Below are 17,280 nucleotides of genomic sequence, written 5' to 3' on the forward strand. Positions count from 1 at the left end.
CGGGGTGACCATCGCCCTGGCGCCCGAGGAATCTGTGGCATGCGTCCGAGCGACAGGCGGCCTGTGGGTCGGGAGCCGGCCACAGATTCCTCAGGCGCCACGGCTGCGGCATGGAAGACAGGGCGGCTCGGCGCCTTCGGAATGACATTCCCACCTCAAATGCACGGTTGATCCGGAGATTGGGTATCAGTTGCCTTTCCTCCGTTCCCTCCGTTCCCTCCGTTCCCTCCGTTCCCTCCGTTCCCTCCGTGTGATAACCTGCTGTTGACCAACCTGGGGAATGCACAAATCTCATGGCCCGCACCCTCACGCTCGTCGAGCAGGATGACGCATGGCCCGCACGCTTCGCCGCGGAGGCGGCGCGCATCCGGGCAGCGCTCGGGACGCTCGCCGTCGCGATCGAGCACGTCGGGAGCACGGCGGTGCCGGGGCTCGCGGGGAAGCCGGTGCTCGACATCGCCGTCGCGGTGGAGGGCGAGGCCGCGGCGGACGGCTGCATCGCGCCGCTGCGGGCGCTCGGCTACGAGTACCGCGGCCCGTACGGCGACGACCCGCGCCGCCGCTACTACGTGCGCAACGACGACGACGGCCGGCGCTTCGCCCACATCCACCTCTACATCCTCCCCGCCGCCGCGTGGGACGAGAAGCTCGCCTTCCGCGACGCCCTGCGCGCCGACCCGGCCCTCGCCGCGGCCTACGCGGCGGAGAAGCGGCGCGTGGCCGACGAGGTCGGGTGGGACAAGGCCGCGTACTCGCTCGCCAAGTCACCGTTCGTCGAGGCGGTGCTCGCGGATCTGCGCGCGGCGGGACGGCTGACGTGAACGAGGACGGGGCGATGGCGTACGACGTGGAGTTCTCGGCGACGATGTTCCGCTATTCGGGCGAGGGCGGCTGGCACTTCGTCACCGTCCCCGAGGAGCACGCGCCGTCGACGACGCTGGCGTGGGGCCGCGCGCCCGTCACCGCCGAGGTGGACGGCTACGCGTGGAAGACCAGCGTCTGGCGCGAGAAGTCCGGCCGCACGCTTCTCCCCGTGCCGAAGGCCGCGCGCGGCGCCAAGGGCGATGGGGATTGCGTGAAGGTGCGGCTGAGCTACAGCATCCTCTGACGGAGGCGAGACGTGACCGAGTCCGCAGACGAGCGCGGGGCCGCCGATCTGCTCCGCCGCATCAACGAGGCATGGCTCGAGGGGCGGCCGCGCGACCTGGCGCCGCTCTTCGATCCGGGCATTGTCATGCGCTATCCCGGCGGACGCGCGGAGGGGCGCGACGCGATGGTCGGCGGCTTCGTCGCGTTCCTCGAGTCCGCGCGGGTGCACACGTTCGAGCACGACGAGCCGCAGGTCGACGTCGTGGGCGCCACGGCGGTGGCCAGCCTCGGCTTCACCATGGTCTACGAGCGCGAAGGATCGCGATATCGCTCCACCGGCCGCGACCTGTGGGTCTTCTCCGGCGACGGCGGCGAGTGGCGCGCCGTCTGGCGCACGATGCTCGACCTGACCGACGAGCCTGCGGACGAGGCGTGATGCGCGTGACCCAAGCGCGCGAACAGGTCGTCCGCGAGCGGCGTCATGCGGAGAGTCCGTCCTGAACCTGCGGACACCCCTCGGGTGTCATCCTGAGGGCGCGGAGCACCGAAGCCGCGTGCACACGAATCCCTGCGCGCCCGAAGGATCTTGCAGGGCGGGCCGGAGGTCTGCCCGGAGGAGCCGAATCTCCCGCGGCGTCGAGTAGATCCTTCGGTCGGCGCCCAGCGCTCGCGCGGACGAGAGCGCGGTGCAGCGCCTTCCTCAGGATGACACCGGGAGGTGTTCCGGAGCCCTGGTTCAACCACACGATCAACCGGATCTCGATCGATACGACCGATCTCCGCACACGCAGGAGGATGGGATGCTCGCGCACAAGGTGACGCCGATCCTGAACGTCACGGACCTGGAGGAGAGCTTCGCCTGGTTCGAGAAGCTGGGGTGGAGCAGGGCGTGGGAGTGGGGCGATCCCCCCGACTTCGGCGGGGTGGAATCGGGCCCGTGCGAGATCTTCCTCTGCCACGGCCAGCAGGGCGGCCGCGGGCGCAGCGAGGTGGCGACGACGTTCGGGCCGGACGGCGACCAGGGCGCCGACAAGGGCGTGTGGCTGTCGATCTGGGTGGCCGACGTCGACGAGGTCCACCGCCGCTGCGTCGAGCAAGGGCTGGAGGTGACCTTCGCGCCGGCCGACATGCCGTGGCACGTGCGCGAGATGCACGTCCGCCACCCCGACGGCCACGTCTTCCGCGTCACCCAGCCGCGCGAGGAGAACGAGTAGCCCGGGCATCGCCGCTCTGTGCACTTGCGCGCGGCGGCGATTCGCCCATCTTGGCAGGCAAGACCGCCGGCGGCGGCGCACCCGCGCCGCATCGCCCGGCCACGAAACTCTCCACGCCGAGGGTCCGCCATGCAGTTCGTCGTCCTGATCTACAACGATCCCACCCTGCTCGACGCCGTGCCGCAGGACGAGGCCGACGCGATGATGCGCGGCTGCTTCGAGCACGTCGACCATCTCCAGCGCAACGGGCACCGGGTCGAGTCGAAGATGCTGGCCGAGGCGCACACGGCGAAGACGATGCGTGTCCGCAACGGCCGCATGACCACGGTGGACGGGCCGTTCGCCGAGGCCAAGGAAGTGCTGGGCGGCTTCAACGTGATCGAGGCGAAGGACATCGACGAGGCGATGGAGATCGCCTCGCACTTCCCCTGGGCGCGCACCGGGTGCGTGGAGGTGCGCGCGGTGCAGGACCTGGACGCCGTGCGCGAGCGCGTCGGCGCCCCGCCCGCTCCTGCCGAGGCTGCCGTCGCCGCGTGACCGCCGCGACACGCTGAAAGGCATCGGGCGGACGGAAGAAAGGTTCCGCCCGCCCGATGCACGTTCCCGAATCCGATCGGAGCCGTCCGTGACCCAGCCGGCCATCGAGCTGCAGGAATCTCCCTCCGCCGAGGTGCTGGACGCGATCGTGGGCGGCGTCCGCGCGTTCAACCGCGCCGCCGCCGGGCACCCGCCGCCGCGCCCGGTCGCGTGCGTGGTGCGCAACGCCGAAGGCGGGATCGACGGCGGCGTGTGGGCGGAGCTGTGGGGGCGCTCGGTGCACATCGCGGCGCTGTGGGTGGACGAGCGCCTGCGCGGCGGCGGTCTCGGCGCCCGGCTCCTGCGCGAGGTGGAGGCATACGCCGCGCGGCAGGGCCACCGGCTCGCGTACGTGGAGACGCTCGGCTTCCAGGCGCGCCCGTTCTACGAGCGCCAGGGCTACCGCGTATTCGGCGTGCTGGACGAGATCGCGGAGGGCACCAGCTTCTACTTCATGCGCAAGGACCTTCCCGCCGCATCGTCCGAGCCCTGAGCGTCGCGCGGATGCGATTGGTCGATTCATCACCATGGCACGACTTCCCGGCCCACGCGCGTTGCATCCCGGCGCGCTCCGCCGTTCATTGTCATGACGATCCAACCTCTTCCCACACCCCGGAGATCACACCGATGCACATCCATCGCGCGCGCACCGCGGGCTTCCTGCTGATCACGCTGCTCCTCGGCGGCGCGGGCTCGCTGCGCGCGCAGATGGCGGCGCCCTCGTCCGCGTCGTGGCGCGCCGAAGCGCCCGTCCTCGCGACGCAGCCGCTCGCCGCGCCTGCGGGAGCGTTCGTCGCCGACACGGCCGCGAGGCGCGGGCACACGAAGGAGGGGCTGCTCATCGGCGGGATCGTGGGCGTGGCCGCGGCGGGGTTGTTCCTCGCCGGGTTCTGCGACGACTCCGACAGCCCGTGCCAGGGTGACGAGTATGCGCGCGCGCTGGTCTACATCGCCCTGCCACCCGCGGTTGTCGGCGCGCTGATCGGCACGCTGATCCGCACGAAGAACTGAATCTTCGCCCTTCTCCGACGGCGAAACGGGAGATGCAGGTCCGTCCATCCGTGGCCGGACCTGCGTCTCTTTCATGGAGGAGGGCGATGCGCACGCGGAGGCGGACGTGGGAGATCCTGGAGTGCACCCGGCCGGGCGATGCGGCCGGGCGACGGTTCTCCATCCTTCTCATTACGCTGATCACGCTGAACGTGGCGGCGGTGGTGCTCGAATCCATTCAGCCGCTCGAGCACCGGCTCGCACCGCTGTTCCAGGCGTTCGAGGGCGCATCGGTGCTCGTGTTCACGGCCGAGTACCTCGCGCGCCTCTGGTCGTGCACGGCGGACCCGCGCTACCGGGAGCCGGTCCGCGGCAGGATCCGGTTCGCGCTTTCGCCGATGGCGCTGGTGGACCTGGTGGCGGTGCTGCCGTTCTTCGCCGCGATGGCGACGATGGACCTGCGCGTGCTCCGCGCGGCGCGCCTCTTCCGCATCGTGCGGCTGCTGAAGGCCACGCGATACATCGCGGCGATGCGACTGCTGCGGGGCGTGCTGCGGGCGAGGCGCGAAGAGCTCGTGCTTACCACGGCGCTGATAATGGTGCTGCTCGTCATCGCCTCGACCGTCATCTACTTCGCCGAGAACGCGGCGCAGCCCGACAAGTTCTCCAGCATCCTCGAAAGCATGTGGTGGGCGGTGGCCACGCTCACCACCGTCGGCTACGGCGACGTGTACCCGGTGACGCCCCTCGGCCGGCTCGCGGGCGGGCTCATCGCCATTCTCGGCCTCGGCTTCTTCGCGCTGCCGACGGCGATCCTGGGCGCCGGCTTCGTGGAGGCGATCAAGCTCACCCGCGCGCCTCTGCTCTGTCCCCACTGCGGAATGCCCGCCGACAAGCCGGGTGAAGCGGGTCCTGTCACCCCGCCGCGCTCACCTGTGCGAGGCGCCGGGGCACGATTACGTTTCGTGCGCCCGCGCAATCGCACCGCCGCAACTCCGTCCGGCCGTCCCGCTCGATCTCCATGCCCGTCTTCGTCCACCTGACCTCGCAGCGCAACCTGGCGTCGATCCGCCGCGGCGGCATCGGCCGGCGCAAGCGGCGGCTGGGGCCGCGCGGCGTGTACGCGCTGCCGGTCACGCGCAACTTCTACGTGTCGCACCAGTGGCTGCGCGAGCTGAAGCGCAGCGGCGGCGGCACCATCGTCGGCGTGTACTTCCGCATCCCCGACGACGAGGTGGTGGAGGTCGGCCACTACGGCCGCGGCCACGTCTCCATGACCGCGGCGGAGGCCGTGGCGCTGATGCTGGAGGCGGAGAAACGCGACCCCGTGACCGCCCGCGAGCAGGATCTCCAGTCGAAGGCGGTGCAGCGCGGCCGCAGACTGCCCTCCTCGCCCGAGGGTTACGAGGTGGTGATCCCGCGCGTGGTCGAGCCGGCGGAGATCATCCGCGTGAAGGCGCTGCCGCAGGTGGTGGGATGGCGATATCGCCCGCGCGCGAACGGACGGCCGCCGTGCACCTGCATCTGCTGCGAGCGCGGGACGTACGGCGTCGGCAAGCTGCTGCGCCGGGTCGAGGAGGCGGAGGCCGCCGGCGAGCCGACGAAGATCACGATGTTCGGCCGCGAAACGGACTCGTTCGCCCGCGTGGAGCGGATGCGCGCGAAGCGCAAGGCGAAGGAATCGTAGCCGCCATCCCCATCACCCGATCCCCCGAACGTTGGACCCCCAGCTTCCCTTCCGGTGGAACCTCGCGCGGCGGCAGCAGCTCGGCTCGCTGCTCGACGGGCCCGAGGCGGCGAGCTACGCCGGCTTCGTCGACACCTTGCGCCGGTGCTGCGTGCGCGTGCTGGCGCTGTCGCGCGACAGCGACCTGATCTTCGTGGGCCGCTCGCCCGAGAGCCTGTTCGACTACCTGAGCGGCATCCTCTCCGACACCTCGTACGCCGACCGCTGCGTGCTGGTGAACGTGTCGATGCGCTACGCGTCGGCGGCGGAGGTGAGCCGCGAGCATCCGGAGGGGATGAAGGCGCTGCGCGCGCAGCTCGAGCACCTGGGGCTCTCGCCCGCGCGGATCGCTGCGAGCGAGCGGCCGCGCACCTTCGTGGACCTGGTGTACCGCGGCTCCACCTTCGGCCACCTGGCCGGGTTGCTGGCGCGCTGGGCGGCCGAGGCGGGGGTCGACGTGAAGGCGGTGCGGCGGCGCATCGGCTTCATCGGCATCACCGAGCGCACCAAGAACAGTCCCAACACGTGGAGATGGTACCAGAAGGTGCCCTGGGCGGCCGATTTCCCGCGCTCCGCGCTGCGCAGCGTGTCGATCGGCTGGGGCGAGTGGACCTACCTGGGCGACGAGCAGAAGAAGGTGGCGCGCTGGTATCCGCCGATGGCGTGGGGCGCCGAGGAGCTCGCCCGCCCGCCGCGCGAGCCGTGGCACCTGGAGGCGCTGCGGCTGGCCGTCCGCGTGCACGAGACGGGGCGCGACCCGGAGGAGCGTGCGCGCTTCGCCGCCGAGCTCGCCGCGCAGCCGGAGATGCGGCACCCGTGGCTGCGGACGATGGTGAGCGAGCTGCGCTGTCGCTCCGCCGGCCACGCGCGGTGATGGCGATGCCGCGAGCCGCCGTGATCGCCGCGCTGGCGTGCGCACTGGGGACGGCGTGCGCTGGGGGTGATACGGAAGATGCGTCGCCGCCGCGCGCGCAGGCGCCGCCACCCGCCGCCGCGGCTCACGATGCGGATCCGCAGGAAGATTCCGGATCGAGTACATCGCAGCGGAACGACGAGCTGGAGCGGGCGGCGCGCGACGTCGTCGGCTTCCTGCGCGGCGAGGTGGCGTTCGAGCGGCTGCGGCTGGCGGACACCGTCACGCTGTACCTGGCGCCGGAAAGCGGCGGCGGGTCGGCGCGGCGGGCGCGCGAGGAGCTGCGCGACCTCTCCCGGTGGCGCGTCCACACCGGCGATCCGGGGATCACCTATCTCTTCATCCCCCCGGAGCGCCTGACGAAGCTGACCACCCGCGTCGGCCGCCACCTCGACTGCCGCGAGTACCCGCTGGCGTCGCGCTTCCCCGCCCTCGCGCGGCTGCCGCACGTGGGGACGATGCTGGAGCCGCACATGCCGGAAAGCTGCCTCGCCACCTGGAACCTGACGCTCGTCTTCGCCGCGCGGCCGGGGCCGCCCACGCTCGTCGCCGCCGTATTCGACCAGTGGGAGTGGTGAGCGCCGGCCACGCATCTCCCTCCTCCAACCTCTCCCCCGCCATGCAAGCGAACCGCTCCATCCCCGACGTGTCCATCATCCCCGAGCTGGCGTACGACGACGTGCGCGCGGCGGCCCGGTGGCTGTGCGACGCGTTCGGCTTCCGCGAGCGCCTGCGCATCTCCGACCACCGCGTGCAGCTCACCTTCGGCAACGGCGCGCTGGTGGTCCGCGAGCGCCGCGAGGGCGAATCCGTCCCCGGCTCCGGCCATTCGGTGATGGTGCGCGTGGAGGACGCGGACGCGCACTGCGCGAGGGCGCGCGAGCACGGCGCGCGCATCGTCGGCCCGCCCGCGGACTACCCGTTCGGCGAGCGCCAGTACAGCGCGGTCGACCTCGCCGGCCACGCGTGGACGTTCACGCAGTCCATCACCGACGTCGACCCGGCGTCGTGGGGTGGGGAGATGGTGGAGCCTACCTGAAGGTCCAGCTCGGGAACTCGGAGCGCAGCGCGGTGAGGTGGCTGCCGATGTCCCCGGCCGGGGCGGGGCCGTAGACGGTCACCTTGGCCGAGTAGTCCAGCATGAAGCCGTAGGTGATGCTGTCGAGGATGGTCACCGCCTTCCCCTTCACCCCGCACAGGCTCAGGGTGGCCTCCCATTGGATCTCCCGGCCGCCCCCGTCAACCTCGCGTACGGGGGAATCCTGGAACTGGCTGCCGAACTCCGCCTCCTGGGCCTCCTTGTAGTAGAACGGCCTGTCGTCGTCCTTCGGTGGATCGACGTAGGTGACCGGCGGTGAGACCCACGCCGCGCCGCCCGACGTGGTTTCCGGATTGTCGGGGCTGTTGGTGGTGACCGTCTGCACCCAGTGGAAGCCGTCGGGAAACTCGTCGGAGCTGTACAGTTCCATCGCCTCGGCGTTGAAGAGGATGCCCCGGGCCTGCTTCGCCAGGGTCACGCCGCCGATCCGCTGATCCGCCGCGACCCGTTTGCGTCGGGTCGCCGTCTCCTCCGGGGGCAGGATGGAGAGCGACGCGAAGTCCGGCCGCGTGGCCTCGGGGCCGGGCGTGAGCGCCCCCGGCCGGATGCGCGGCCGCGGGCGCGCGGGCACGGCCTCCCGTGGGGCCGGGGCGCGCCTGGGCTCTGCGTGCGCCATCGCCATCGATCATCTCCAGCCTCGGGATCCTCACCTTCCCGACAATAATACTGCTTCCCCTGGCTGGTGGTGCATTCCCAAGCCATCTAAACAGATCGAATCACACGGAGGGAACGGAGGAAACGGAGGACTGACCTGAATCCTCCGTTCCCTCCGTTTCCTCCGTGTGATTTCATTCCAATCGGGATAGCAGGGTTAGCGGAGAGCTGCGGTTCCTCTGCTGACTCTGCTGACTCTGCTGACTCTGCTGACTCTGCGGCTGCGTGAGCTCGATCTTTTTATTGAGATTGGGATCACCCGGCGCGGGCGTTCGACGCGTGGCTGCGGGCGCCGGCGGTGCGCGGGGGATCGACCGCGGCGCCGCGGCCCACGCGCAGCACCCGGGCGGCCACCTCGCCGCGCGAGTGCACGCCCAGCTTCTGGCGCACGTGCTCGCTGTGGTGCCGCGCGGTGTGCAGGCTGATGCAGAGCTGCCCCGCCACCTCGGTGTCCGACAGCCCCAGTGTCATCAGGCGCGCCACGCGCACCTCGCGGCCGGTCAGCCCGTAGCGCGCCTGCAGCACGCCCTCGCTCAGGAACTCGGCGCCGGCGGGCTCCAGCGCCACCAGCAGCAGCCCCTCGGCCGCGCCCTCGTCCAGCCGCACGAAGCTGCCGCGCAGCAGGTAGCTTCCCTCGGGCGTGCGGAAGTCGCGCACCGCCAGCTCCTGCAGCACCACCTCGCCGTTGGTCAGCAGCCTCCGCGCGAGCGGCCCCAGCGACTCGGCGAAGCGGCGGATCTCGCGGCGGATCTCCTCCGCGTCGGGCTGCTCGGCGAAGATGCGCTGCAGCGTGGCGTTGGCGTGCACCGGCTCTTCGAGCAGGTTGAAGAACACCAGCCCCTCGTGCAGCACGTCCAGCGCGCGCGACAGCAGCCCGCCGTGGCAGGCCATCGCGCCGCCGACGGGGAGGTTGCGCAGGTCGCAGGGGGGGAACACCGGCCGTGGGCCCAGAACCGTCGTATGCATGATCGCTCCGCCCCCCTGTGGGTGGGGGCGCTGCGGGTGAATGAATCCGCAGGAACGTGCCTGCGGGGCGAGCATTCAGGGTGACGCAAATGTTTACCTGCGGATGGATCTGCTGGCCGGCGCCGTCATCGGAGAGACATGCGCATCCAGCACCGGGCGTGCCATTTCCAGAAACTTACTGACCCCATGCTTGCGGCTCGTGCCCACGCCGTCCGGGCGGGCCGGGGGGACGCGCGGCCGCCGGCACGACCTAAGCTCATGCGGGTGCATCAATTGTGAGGTCGCTCCGGCGCCGCGATCACGCCGATCCTTGCGCGGCAATCGTCGCCGCGATGGTCAGAGTAGCCGCCGTCCAGCGTCCGCGCATGGGCAGAAATGCCTATTTCCTCCCTCCCTTCCCGCCACTGTGCGTGGCGTGGGAAACACATCTGCGGACCCGGTCCGGCGGCGGGGACAGGGAAAATGCGACGGATCGCGGGTCGATCGTGCGTTCACCGCCTCGTCCGCAAACGTGAGACGCCGCCTCTCTCCCGAGCGGCGGCGTCCATGAGGTCCCCAGCAAATTGCAGTGACCGGCTACGTCCCATCGCGGCGCCGGAAGGTGCCCGAGTAACGCTCCGGATCGCGCGGGCTCGACCGTGCCGCGGCGGACGGCGGGGTCTCCATCCCCACGCGCTCGTTGACGTTGGTGCCGTTCACCATCCGCACGATCCGGCCGGCGGAATCGGCCTGGAACGCCACGTACATCTGCCCGTACTCCAGCTGGCCGTTCATCACCCGGAAAAGGAGCGGCTCCACCTGCGCCCACCGGCCGCCCCAGAACCCCAGCGTGCTGTCGTCCACCACCGTCACCTCGAACGCGTCGGGGACGAAGCCGCGTGCGCCGCGGCAGGTGTGGCACCAGGTGTCGGGACGGTAGCGCCCCGCGAAGCGGCGCAGGTCGTCCCGGACGCGCGGGCGGGTCCATGGCGTCCCCTCGGTGTCGGCGGTGTCGAGGGGCACCAGCGTGCGTGCCGCCAGCCGGGTGACCACGCGCTGCTCCAGCGAGCCCACCTCGCGGTTGCACGCCACGAACACGCCCATCCGCTCGGCGGGCCACAGCCACATCCCCGCCGCGTAGCCGGACATGCTCCCGGAATGCTGGATGGCTTGGTGTCCCCACAGGCGCTGCTCGAAGAACCCGTAGGTGAATCCCAGCAGGCGCGGGTCGTTGCGGAAGTGCACCCGGTGCATGAGCGCGGCGGCCGTATCGCCGAGGATCCGCGGCGCGCCCGGCCGCCCCGCCTCGAGGTGGGCGATCATGAACCTCGCCATGTCGGCCGCGGTGGCGTTCACGTCCGAGGCCGGATGGGTGTGGAAGAACTCCCACGGCTCCGGCCGGTACCCGCCCCCCGCCCAGGCGTAGCCGGCCGCCGCGTCGCCGCGCAGCGAGTCCGGCACGGCGCCCAGGCTGCTGCGCTCCATCCCCAGCGGCGCGAAGACCCGCTGCCGCAGGTAGTCGCGCAGCGGCAGCCCCGACACGGTCTCGACCAGGTACCCGGCCAGTGCGATCCCGTACGTCGAGTAGCTGCTGCGCTCGCCGGGCGCGAAGCGGGGGACCAGCCGGCCGCGCAGGAAGGTGCCGAGCGGCCGGACCTCGGCCTCGCGGAAGACCTTGCGGCCGAGGTTGATCTCGTCGAACCCGGCGGTGTGGGTGAGCAGGTTCGCGGCGGTCACCGGCCTCCCGTACGGCTCGGGCACCGTCCAGCCGGGGAGGTAGCGGTTCACGTCCTCGTCCAGCCGGATCCGCCCGCGGTCGGCCAGCTGCATCACCGCCGTGGCGGTGAACACCTTCGAGATCGAGCCGATGCGGAAGATGGTACGCTCCGGATCGACGGGACGGCGCGTCTCCACGTCGGCCACGCCGTAGCCCTTCGTCCAGTAGACGCGTCCGTCCTTCACCACCACCACCACGGCACCGGGGATGTGGGACCGCTCCATCTCGTCCCGCACCACCGAGTCCAGCGCCGCCTCCAGGCGTGCGGGCGCTGGAAAGGGCTCCACGAGCTGCGCCGCGGCGCGGGCGGGGAGCCACGCGCAGCCGCACGCCACGGCGGTGACGGCCGCGGTGCGGCGCAGGATGGTCTTGAGACGAGACGGGGCGATCGGATGGGGTGCGGTCATGGATCTCGAGGCGTGGATGGAGACAGGAACGCCGGGCCGGCGAGGGCGCCGGCCCGGCGTCGGCGCTGCGCTCAACGAACGCGGCGCGCGCCCTCCCCTACAACGCCTCCGTCCCCAGCGGCGACGATTCCGGCGCGAGCGGTGGCGGCGCCGGCGCCAGCGGTGCCCGCGGCCCGAGCAGGTTCGCGGCGAAGCGCCGGCTCAGCCGCAGCTCCGTCCCGTCCTTCAGGTAGACCAGCGAGTCGCCGGCGAACCACGGACGCAGCTCCTTCACCTCGGCCACGTTCACCAGCGTGGACCGGTGCACGCGCACGAACCCGCGCGGCGCCAGCACCGCCTCCAGGCGCCGCAGCGTGTCGCGCACGGTGTGGCTGGCGCCGCCGACGAGGTGGAAGACCACGTGGTGCCCGTCCGCCTCCACCCAGGCCACCTCCGCGGGTGCCACCAGCACGGTGCGGTCGCGCAGCTTCAGGCTCAGGTGCTCCGCCACGCGTGCCGGCGGAGGTGCCGCCGCTGGCGCGGCGGGTGACGCGACGCTGGCCGTCGCCGTACCGCGCGGCCCCAGCAGATGGCCGATCAGCAGGATTACGCCGCAGTACAGCAGCCCCTCGTGCAGCGTCGAGGCGAGCCACCCCGCCAGCGGCTCGGGACCGAGCGTTCCCGCCAGCCGATGGACGTAGTACAGCGCGGTGAAGCTGGCGAGCGTCATCCCCAGCGCGCAGAGCGCGAGGATGGCCGCGTGCCGCAGCCGGTTCGGCGCCTCCACCCGGAATCGCCGGGCCAGGTGCAGCCCGAGCGGTGTCAGCGCCGCTCCCAGCGCGGGCCCGACGAGCCGCCGGAACAGCGCGGTGGCGGAAAGCGCCGGCTGCCCCGCCGCGCCCTGCTCGGCCAGGAAGATCACCCCCAGCAGCATCCACCCGCCCACGATCAGCGCGGCGCCGCGCCACGAGCGGACGGATGCGCCCGCGCGGGCGTGCGGAAGGGCTGCGGCGTTCATTGGGAGATTGGAGAGGCGGAGGGAGTGGAAGTGGCGGGGAGCGACCAACGCGCGATCCTCGCGTTCCGCCCGAGATGCGATCACGGCGGGTGATGTGCGGCTCAGTACGACACGACGTTCACATCGGTCCGGCTTAAGTCGCTCCCGACGAACAGCAGCGGCTCGCCGAGCGCACGCGCAAGCGCGTAGCTGAAGCAATCGCCGAAGTTCAGCCCCGCCGGGTGCCTGTCCTTCCCGAATTGCGAATAGGCCGCGCGCGCCAGCTCGGCGTGCTCGCGGGTGACGGGCATGACCTCGATCCCAAGCTCCGTGATCAACCGATCGAGGTCGAGCATGCCTCCGGGCTGAGCCTTCGCTTCAGCAACGATCGAGGCCTCCACCAAGGTGGCCGCGGACATCGCGATGCGCGATGCGTCGAGCAGCACCGTCTCGATCCGCCGCGATTCGGATTCGGCAGCCAGAACGGCGATAAGAGCCGACGTATCGACGACCATCAGGTGGGGAGCCCGAATTCATCGTACCCGATGATCTCGTCGGGAGTACGTGCGTCGGATTGCTGCCTGGCCGCGAACCGTCGCTGGATCTCGCGAATGTTGCGCCGTACCACTTCCTTGTCGCCCCGCCCGGTCTCGCGCTGCAGGCGCTCCTTGATCGCGGTGAGGACCGCCTCGGTGATCGACTCCCCCGTCGTCCGGGCGAGCATCCGTGCAAGGCATCCGCCTCGGGATGCTTGATGTTCAGGGCCACGCAAACCTCCTCGAAAGAGAAGCGGAGGAAGAAATCTGCATCATTTCTTCCTCCTGCACCATACGGCGATTCTAGACTCGGCCACCGGACTTCCAACAAATCCGCGCAATCCCGAGGAGTGGCGATCCTTCCGCATGAGTTGGCTGCGGTCTCGTCGGCTGCATCCGCTGGCTGGACGGCAATGCGCGAATCCCGGTCAGTCCAGCCGCAGCAGGAACTCATCGACTCCGTCCCCGGAGCTCTCGACCGTGGACTCCCTCGCCTCGACGCGGAAGCCGACCTTCTCGAGGACACGGCGTGAGGCCGTATTGCCCACTGTCACCCAGGCAAAGAGCGGCCGCTCGTGCACCTCGGCGAGGAGCTGAAAAAGCGCCTCGGTCGCGATCCCCTTCCCCCAGTGCTCCCGGCCGTACCAGTACGCGACCTCGCGCCGGCCCTCGCGAATGAAGCTGCAGACGTACCCGGTCACGGCGTCCTCGCACTCGACCGTGCGGTGGATCGCGAGAGGGTCCGCGAGAATCCTCGCCCAGTGGGTGTCGAACTCCGGGCGTTCGCGCGACGTGAGCGTGCCCACGCGAAGCGCGACCGGATCACGCTGGTGCTCGAAGAACGTGTCGAGATCCGAAGCCAGAACAGGCCGCAGTCGAATGCCGGTCATGAGCGTCGAGAGGTCGACTCGGGATCGCGCGTGGCGGATCTCGCCGCCTGACGCATGGTGAGAGCACGCTGCTGCTGCGAATCCGCGGTCGCGAACCACACGTGACCCGCGGCAAGGGGCGGCCCTGATGAGATGCTCGGCCGAGTATGTGGGTCTCGACGTGCACAGGCAACCGCGCTCGCCACGGTGCGGGAGTCACAGCCGACGCAGCCGGCCGTTGCCGGACGCACGCTCCTGCGTCCGGAAAGCTTCTACAAAGTCATTGTGTCTCCGGCAGCCTGCGCCCTACAGTTCAAGTCGTTCCCCCTCGCTGTCTTCCCATCGTAGGTCCACCCCTGAGATGTGGAGAGCGCACCATGTCCATTTCCCGGTGGCTCGTCGTGGGGCTGTTGTTCGTCGCAGGTGCTCTGCTACCCTTGCGGCTCGCCGCACAGGCGCAGGCCACCACAGGTGTGATCCGCGGAGTCGTGCGCGACACGGCCGGCAACCGGCTGCAGGGCGCCACGGTCGTCCTCCGGAACCTCGAGACCAACCAGTCGCGCACCGTCACCACCAACGAACAGGGCGTCTTCGTGGCCGCGCTGCTGCGGGTGGGCCGCTACGACCTGAGCGCCCGCGCCCTGGGGTTCGACGAGGTGCGGCGCCAGGGGCTGGACGTGCGCCTGGGCGAGACGGTGGACCTGCAGCTGGCGCTCCGCCCCGTGGCGGTCGCTCTGCAGGGGATCACGGCGACCGCGGAGGCGCCCCTGGTGGACGCCACGGCGGCGCAGGCGGCCACGCGGATGGACGACCAGGTCGTCTCGAACCTGCCCAACAACGGCCGGAACTTCGTGAACCTCACCCTGCTGACGCCCAACGTGAGCGTGGTGCAGGGCCCCGACGGCGACGAGATCAGCATCGGCGGCCAGCGCGGCATCCACAACAACTACTCCGTCGACGGGGCGGATTTCGGCAACCCGTTCTTCGGGGAGCAGCGCGGCGGCCAGCGTCCGGCGTTCACCTTCAACCTGGACGCGGTGGAGGAGTTCGTGGTGGTGTCGAACGGCGCGAACGCGGAGTTCGGCCGCTCCGGCGGCGGATTCGTCAACGTCCTCACCAAGTCGGGCACCAACGAGCTGCGCGGCACGGCTCACGGCTACGGCAAGTCGGACGTGCTTTCCTCCAACTACGCGCGCGGAGGCGGCAACCCCGATTTCTCGCAGGGCCAGTTCGGCTTCACGCTGGGCGGGCCGCTGCGGCGCGACCGGGCCTTCTTCTTCCTGGCGCTCGACCATCAGCAGTTCGAGCAGACCAAGCAGACCGACCCGGGCCGCATCGGCGACGCCCGCCTGCGCGCCTTCATGGACACGGCGTTCGGCGGCGTGCTGGCCAACGACTACGGGCCGATCCGCCGCACCAACGAGGCGACGGCCTTCCTGGCCAAGTTCGATTACCGGCTGAGCGCCGCGCACCAGCTTTCGCTCAAGTACAACTACACGCACTCGCGCCAGGAGAACGGCACCTTCGACGTGGACGCCTGGGCCCGCAGCTCCAACGGACTGGAGCGCGACTTCTCGCACGCCGTCAACGGCAGCCTCACCTCGCTGCTCTCGAACTCGGTCTCGAACGAGTTCCGCTTCCAGCTCTCGCGCGAGGACCGGCCGCGCGACTACACCGGGCCGGACGTGCCGGGGACCGGCCACCCCTTCCCCGACACCGGGATGGAGTTCGTACAGGGCTACCGTTTCGGACTCCCCTTCTTCCTCCCCATCCAGGCGCACGACACCCGCATCCAGCTGCTGGACAACGTCTCGCTGGTGCGCGGGAACCACTTCTTCAAGGCCGGCGCGGAGTGGAACCGCACCGAGGCGAACCAGACCTTCATCGGGTTCGGCACGGGGCGGTTCATCTTCAACGACGTGACCGGTTTCCTCAACTACGTGCGCTTCGGCCCCGGCTACGTGGAGTGCTCCAACGGCACCTTCAGCCTCACGGCCACCTGCCCCGCAGGCACCAGCATCACCGGGCCGGTCAACCTCTACCTGCAGCAGGTGGGCGTGGACGGGCGCACGGTGGAGGAGGCGGGTACCCAGTCCATCCCGCAGCACGAGGTCGCGCTCTTCGTGCAGGACACCTGGAAGCCCACGAACCGTCTCACCGTGAACTACGGCCTGCGCTGGGAGGCCCAGATCCAGCCCGATCCCATCACGCCCCCGGACGAGGTGTTCTTCGCGCCGTTCATCGGGCAGACCGTCACCAACGCGCAGGGAACCTTCGCGTTCCCCTCCGACGGCAACATCCCCTCCGATTGGCGCATGTTCCAGCCGCGGCTGGGTATCGCCTGGGACGTGCACGGCGACGGCCGCGAGGTGGTGCGGGGGAGCGCGGGCGTCTATTACGCGCGGGTGCCCGGGCTGGTGCTCGCCAGCACCCGCTCCACCAACGGGTCCATCGGCCAGACGCTGTTCCGCAACAGCGCGCTGACGGGCGTCCTGGGCCCGCCGCCGGTCTACGGACAGCTGCTGCCGGCGCCGTCCGGGGTTCCCTTCTTCCCCGGCGTGTTCGTCTTCGACCAGGACTTCCGCAACCCGCGTACGCTGACCCTGAGCGCGGGGTACGAGCGCGAGATCGCCGCCGGCTTTGCCGTGGGGCTCTCCTTCCAGCACAGCCGGACCGACTTCCTCACCCGCTTCGTCAACCGCAACGACCCGGTGTTCGGGAGCCCCTGGTCCACCGGCCTGGCGCCGGGCGGCGCCAACGGCATCGGCACGCTCACGGTGGTGGAGAGCTCGGCGCGGTCGCGCTACAACGGGGTGACGCTGGAGCTGAAGGGCCACCCGTCACCGGCCCTGCAGTTCCAGGCCAACTACACCCTGTCGGGTGACAAGTCGGACGACGACAACGAGCGCGATCCCTTCTCCTTCCGCTACGCCCGGGCCGACCGGCTCGACGCGGAGTATGGATGGAGCGACCGCGACCAGCGGCACCGCTTCAACGGCTGGATGCTGGCGCGGCTCCCGGGCAGGGTCTTCATGAACCACCGCATCAGCTTCGCCTCGGCGCAGCCCATGTCGGAGAAGTGCGGCGCGGGCAACACGGGAACCGGCGAGCGCGCCGCCAGCCCGAGCGAGCGGATCTGCGCGGACGGTTCCATCCTCCCGCGCAACACCCTGCGCAAGGAGAACGAGTTCTTCTCCTGGGACGTGCGCCTCTCGCGGCAGTTCGGGCTGGGCCAGCGGCGCGCGCTGGAGGCCATCCTCGACGTCTTCAACCTCACCAACTCCGACAACTTCCGTGACCCGGCGGCCAGCTCGCTGCTGTTCAACTTCGACGGCACCGTGCGCGGCGGCCTGGGCGACCCCCGCCAGGCACAGCTGGGGGTGCGGCTGATCTTCTGAGCAGGCGGTCCGGAATTACAATGAAGGTCCAGGTTCCGTAACTGCCGTCTCACGCAGAGACGCAGAGGAAAAAGAGAGAACAGCCAAGGATCTTTGACGTTCTCTCTGTTC

At 70.5% G+C, this 17,280-nt stretch carries 20 protein-coding genes; 13 read left to right on the forward strand and 7 right to left on the reverse strand.

What is annotated here, in order from left to right; all coding sequences use genetic code 11:
• The first annotated feature begins 293 nt into the window (after positions 1 to 293).
• The 12 genes from VF092_09415 to VF092_09470 all read left to right on the forward strand — a co-directional run bounded on the left by VF092_09415 (position 294) and on the right by VF092_09470 (position 7,547).
• Positions 294 to 821, forward strand: coding sequence for a GrpB family protein (locus tag VF092_09415; GenBank protein ID HEX6747492.1), 528 nt, complete (start codon positions 294 to 296; stop codon positions 819 to 821).
• Complete coding sequence (locus tag VF092_09420) at positions 818 to 1,108, forward strand: DUF1905 domain-containing protein (GenBank protein ID HEX6747493.1); 291 nt, start codon at positions 818 to 820, stop codon at positions 1,106 to 1,108. The genes VF092_09415 and VF092_09420 overlap by 4 nt, the downstream gene beginning before the upstream one ends.
• 12 nt (positions 1,109 to 1,120) lie before the next feature.
• Complete coding sequence (locus VF092_09425) at positions 1,121 to 1,525, forward strand: nuclear transport factor 2 family protein (GenBank protein HEX6747494.1); 405 nt, start codon at positions 1,121 to 1,123, stop codon at positions 1,523 to 1,525.
• 364 nt (positions 1,526 to 1,889) lie between these two features.
• Positions 1,890 to 2,303, forward strand: coding sequence for a bleomycin resistance family protein (locus VF092_09430; protein ID HEX6747495.1), 414 nt, complete (start codon positions 1,890 to 1,892; stop codon positions 2,301 to 2,303).
• A 129-nt stretch (positions 2,304 to 2,432) separates the two neighbouring features.
• Positions 2,433 to 2,840, forward strand: a complete 408-nt coding sequence (locus VF092_09435) for a YciI family protein (GenBank protein HEX6747496.1) — start codon at positions 2,433 to 2,435, stop codon at positions 2,838 to 2,840.
• A gap of 88 nt (positions 2,841 to 2,928) precedes the next feature.
• Positions 2,929 to 3,372 carry a GNAT family N-acetyltransferase gene (locus VF092_09440; GenBank protein ID HEX6747497.1) on the forward strand — a complete coding sequence of 148 codons (444 nt, stop codon included), beginning with the start codon at positions 2,929 to 2,931 and terminating at the stop codon, positions 3,370 to 3,372.
• A 134-nt stretch (positions 3,373 to 3,506) separates the two neighbouring features.
• Positions 3,507 to 3,890, forward strand: a complete 384-nt coding sequence (locus VF092_09445) for a hypothetical protein (GenBank protein HEX6747498.1) — start codon at positions 3,507 to 3,509, stop codon at positions 3,888 to 3,890.
• An 86-nt stretch (positions 3,891 to 3,976) separates the two neighbouring features.
• Positions 3,977 to 4,912 (forward strand): ion transporter, encoded by a 936-nt coding sequence (locus VF092_09450; GenBank protein HEX6747499.1) that lies wholly within the window; start codon positions 3,977 to 3,979, stop codon positions 4,910 to 4,912.
• Complete coding sequence (locus VF092_09455; protein HEX6747500.1) at positions 4,891 to 5,556, forward strand: hypothetical protein; 666 nt, start codon at positions 4,891 to 4,893, stop codon at positions 5,554 to 5,556. The genes VF092_09450 and VF092_09455 overlap by 22 nt, the downstream gene beginning before the upstream one ends.
• Before the next feature lie 31 nt (positions 5,557 to 5,587).
• Positions 5,588 to 6,469: a hypothetical protein gene (locus tag VF092_09460; GenBank protein HEX6747501.1), complete on the forward strand. Its 882-nt coding sequence runs from the start codon at positions 5,588 to 5,590 to the stop codon at positions 6,467 to 6,469.
• A gap of 5 nt (positions 6,470 to 6,474) precedes the next feature.
• Positions 6,475 to 7,086 carry a hypothetical protein gene (locus tag VF092_09465; protein ID HEX6747502.1) on the forward strand — a complete coding sequence of 204 codons (612 nt, stop codon included), beginning with the start codon at positions 6,475 to 6,477 and terminating at the stop codon, positions 7,084 to 7,086.
• Positions 7,087 to 7,127: 41 nt separating this feature from the next.
• Positions 7,128 to 7,547, forward strand: a complete 420-nt coding sequence (locus tag VF092_09470; protein HEX6747503.1) for a VOC family protein — start codon at positions 7,128 to 7,130, stop codon at positions 7,545 to 7,547.
• Here the strand turns inward: VF092_09470 and VF092_09475 are convergent.
• From VF092_09475 to VF092_09505, 7 genes are all read right to left on the reverse strand, one after another.
• Positions 7,540 to 8,178, reverse strand: a complete 639-nt coding sequence (locus VF092_09475; protein ID HEX6747504.1) for a hypothetical protein — start codon at positions 8,176 to 8,178, stop codon at positions 7,540 to 7,542. The genes VF092_09470 and VF092_09475 overlap by 8 nt on opposite strands.
• A gap of 338 nt (positions 8,179 to 8,516) precedes the next feature.
• On the reverse strand, positions 8,517 to 9,227 hold the full coding sequence (locus VF092_09480; GenBank protein ID HEX6747505.1) for a helix-turn-helix transcriptional regulator: 711 nt from the start codon (positions 9,225 to 9,227) through the stop codon (positions 8,517 to 8,519).
• A 576-nt stretch (positions 9,228 to 9,803) separates the two neighbouring features.
• Entirely contained in the window at positions 9,804 to 11,390 is a 1,587-nt protein-coding gene (locus VF092_09485) for a serine hydrolase domain-containing protein (protein ID HEX6747506.1), read from the reverse strand.
• Between the two features lie 97 nt (positions 11,391 to 11,487).
• Positions 11,488 to 12,387, reverse strand: a complete 900-nt coding sequence (locus VF092_09490) for a LytTR family DNA-binding domain-containing protein (protein ID HEX6747507.1) — start codon at positions 12,385 to 12,387, stop codon at positions 11,488 to 11,490.
• Between the two features lie 101 nt (positions 12,388 to 12,488).
• Positions 12,489 to 12,881: a type II toxin-antitoxin system VapC family toxin gene (locus VF092_09495; protein HEX6747508.1), complete on the reverse strand. Its 393-nt coding sequence runs from the start codon at positions 12,879 to 12,881 to the stop codon at positions 12,489 to 12,491.
• Positions 12,881 to 13,090 (reverse strand): type II toxin-antitoxin system VapB family antitoxin, encoded by a 210-nt coding sequence (locus tag VF092_09500; protein ID HEX6747509.1) that lies wholly within the window; start codon positions 13,088 to 13,090, stop codon positions 12,881 to 12,883. Before VF092_09500 ends, VF092_09495 begins: the two co-directional genes overlap by 1 nt.
• A 240-nt stretch (positions 13,091 to 13,330) precedes the next feature.
• Positions 13,331 to 13,792: a GNAT family N-acetyltransferase gene (locus VF092_09505; GenBank protein HEX6747510.1), complete on the reverse strand. Its 462-nt coding sequence runs from the start codon at positions 13,790 to 13,792 to the stop codon at positions 13,331 to 13,333.
• Positions 13,793 to 14,259: 467 nt separating this feature from the next.
• On the opposite strand from VF092_09505, the gene VF092_09510 reads away from it, so the two are divergent.
• Complete coding sequence (locus VF092_09510; protein HEX6747511.1) at positions 14,260 to 17,169, forward strand: carboxypeptidase regulatory-like domain-containing protein; 2,910 nt, start codon at positions 14,260 to 14,262, stop codon at positions 17,167 to 17,169.
• Positions 17,170 to 17,280 lie beyond the last annotated feature (111 nt).

This window comes from Longimicrobium sp., from assembly GCA_036377595.1.
GTDB lineage: Bacteria > Gemmatimonadota > Gemmatimonadetes > Longimicrobiales > Longimicrobiaceae > Longimicrobium.

Coding starts and splice junctions, on each gene's coding strand:
- VF092_09415 (HEX6747492.1), top strand. CDS start 294: ATGGCCCGCACCCTCACGCTCGTCGAGCAGGATGACGCATGGCCCGCA.
- VF092_09430 (HEX6747495.1), top strand. CDS start 1,890: ATGCTCGCGCACAAGGTGACGCCGATCCTGAACGTCACGGACCTGGAG.
- VF092_09435 (HEX6747496.1), top strand. CDS start 2,433: ATGCAGTTCGTCGTCCTGATCTACAACGATCCCACCCTGCTCGACGCC.
- VF092_09445 (HEX6747498.1), top strand. CDS start 3,507: ATGCACATCCATCGCGCGCGCACCGCGGGCTTCCTGCTGATCACGCTG.
- VF092_09450 (HEX6747499.1), top strand. CDS start 3,977: ATGCGCACGCGGAGGCGGACGTGGGAGATCCTGGAGTGCACCCGGCCG.
- VF092_09455 (HEX6747500.1), top strand. CDS start 4,891: ATGCCCGTCTTCGTCCACCTGACCTCGCAGCGCAACCTGGCGTCGATC.
- VF092_09465 (HEX6747502.1), top strand. CDS start 6,475: ATGCCGCGAGCCGCCGTGATCGCCGCGCTGGCGTGCGCACTGGGGACG.
- VF092_09470 (HEX6747503.1), top strand. CDS start 7,128: ATGCAAGCGAACCGCTCCATCCCCGACGTGTCCATCATCCCCGAGCTG.
- VF092_09480 (HEX6747505.1), bottom strand. CDS start 9,227: ATGCATACGACGGTTCTGGGCCCACGGCCGGTGTTCCCCCCCTGCGAC.
- VF092_09485 (HEX6747506.1), bottom strand. CDS start 11,390: ATGACCGCACCCCATCCGATCGCCCCGTCTCGTCTCAAGACCATCCTG.
- VF092_09490 (HEX6747507.1), bottom strand. CDS start 12,387: ATGAACGCCGCAGCCCTTCCGCACGCCCGCGCGGGCGCATCCGTCCGC.
- VF092_09495 (HEX6747508.1), bottom strand. CDS start 12,881: ATGGTCGTCGATACGTCGGCTCTTATCGCCGTTCTGGCTGCCGAATCC.
- VF092_09500 (HEX6747509.1), bottom strand. CDS start 13,090: ATGCTCGCCCGGACGACGGGGGAGTCGATCACCGAGGCGGTCCTCACC.
- VF092_09505 (HEX6747510.1), bottom strand. CDS start 13,792: ATGACCGGCATTCGACTGCGGCCTGTTCTGGCTTCGGATCTCGACACG.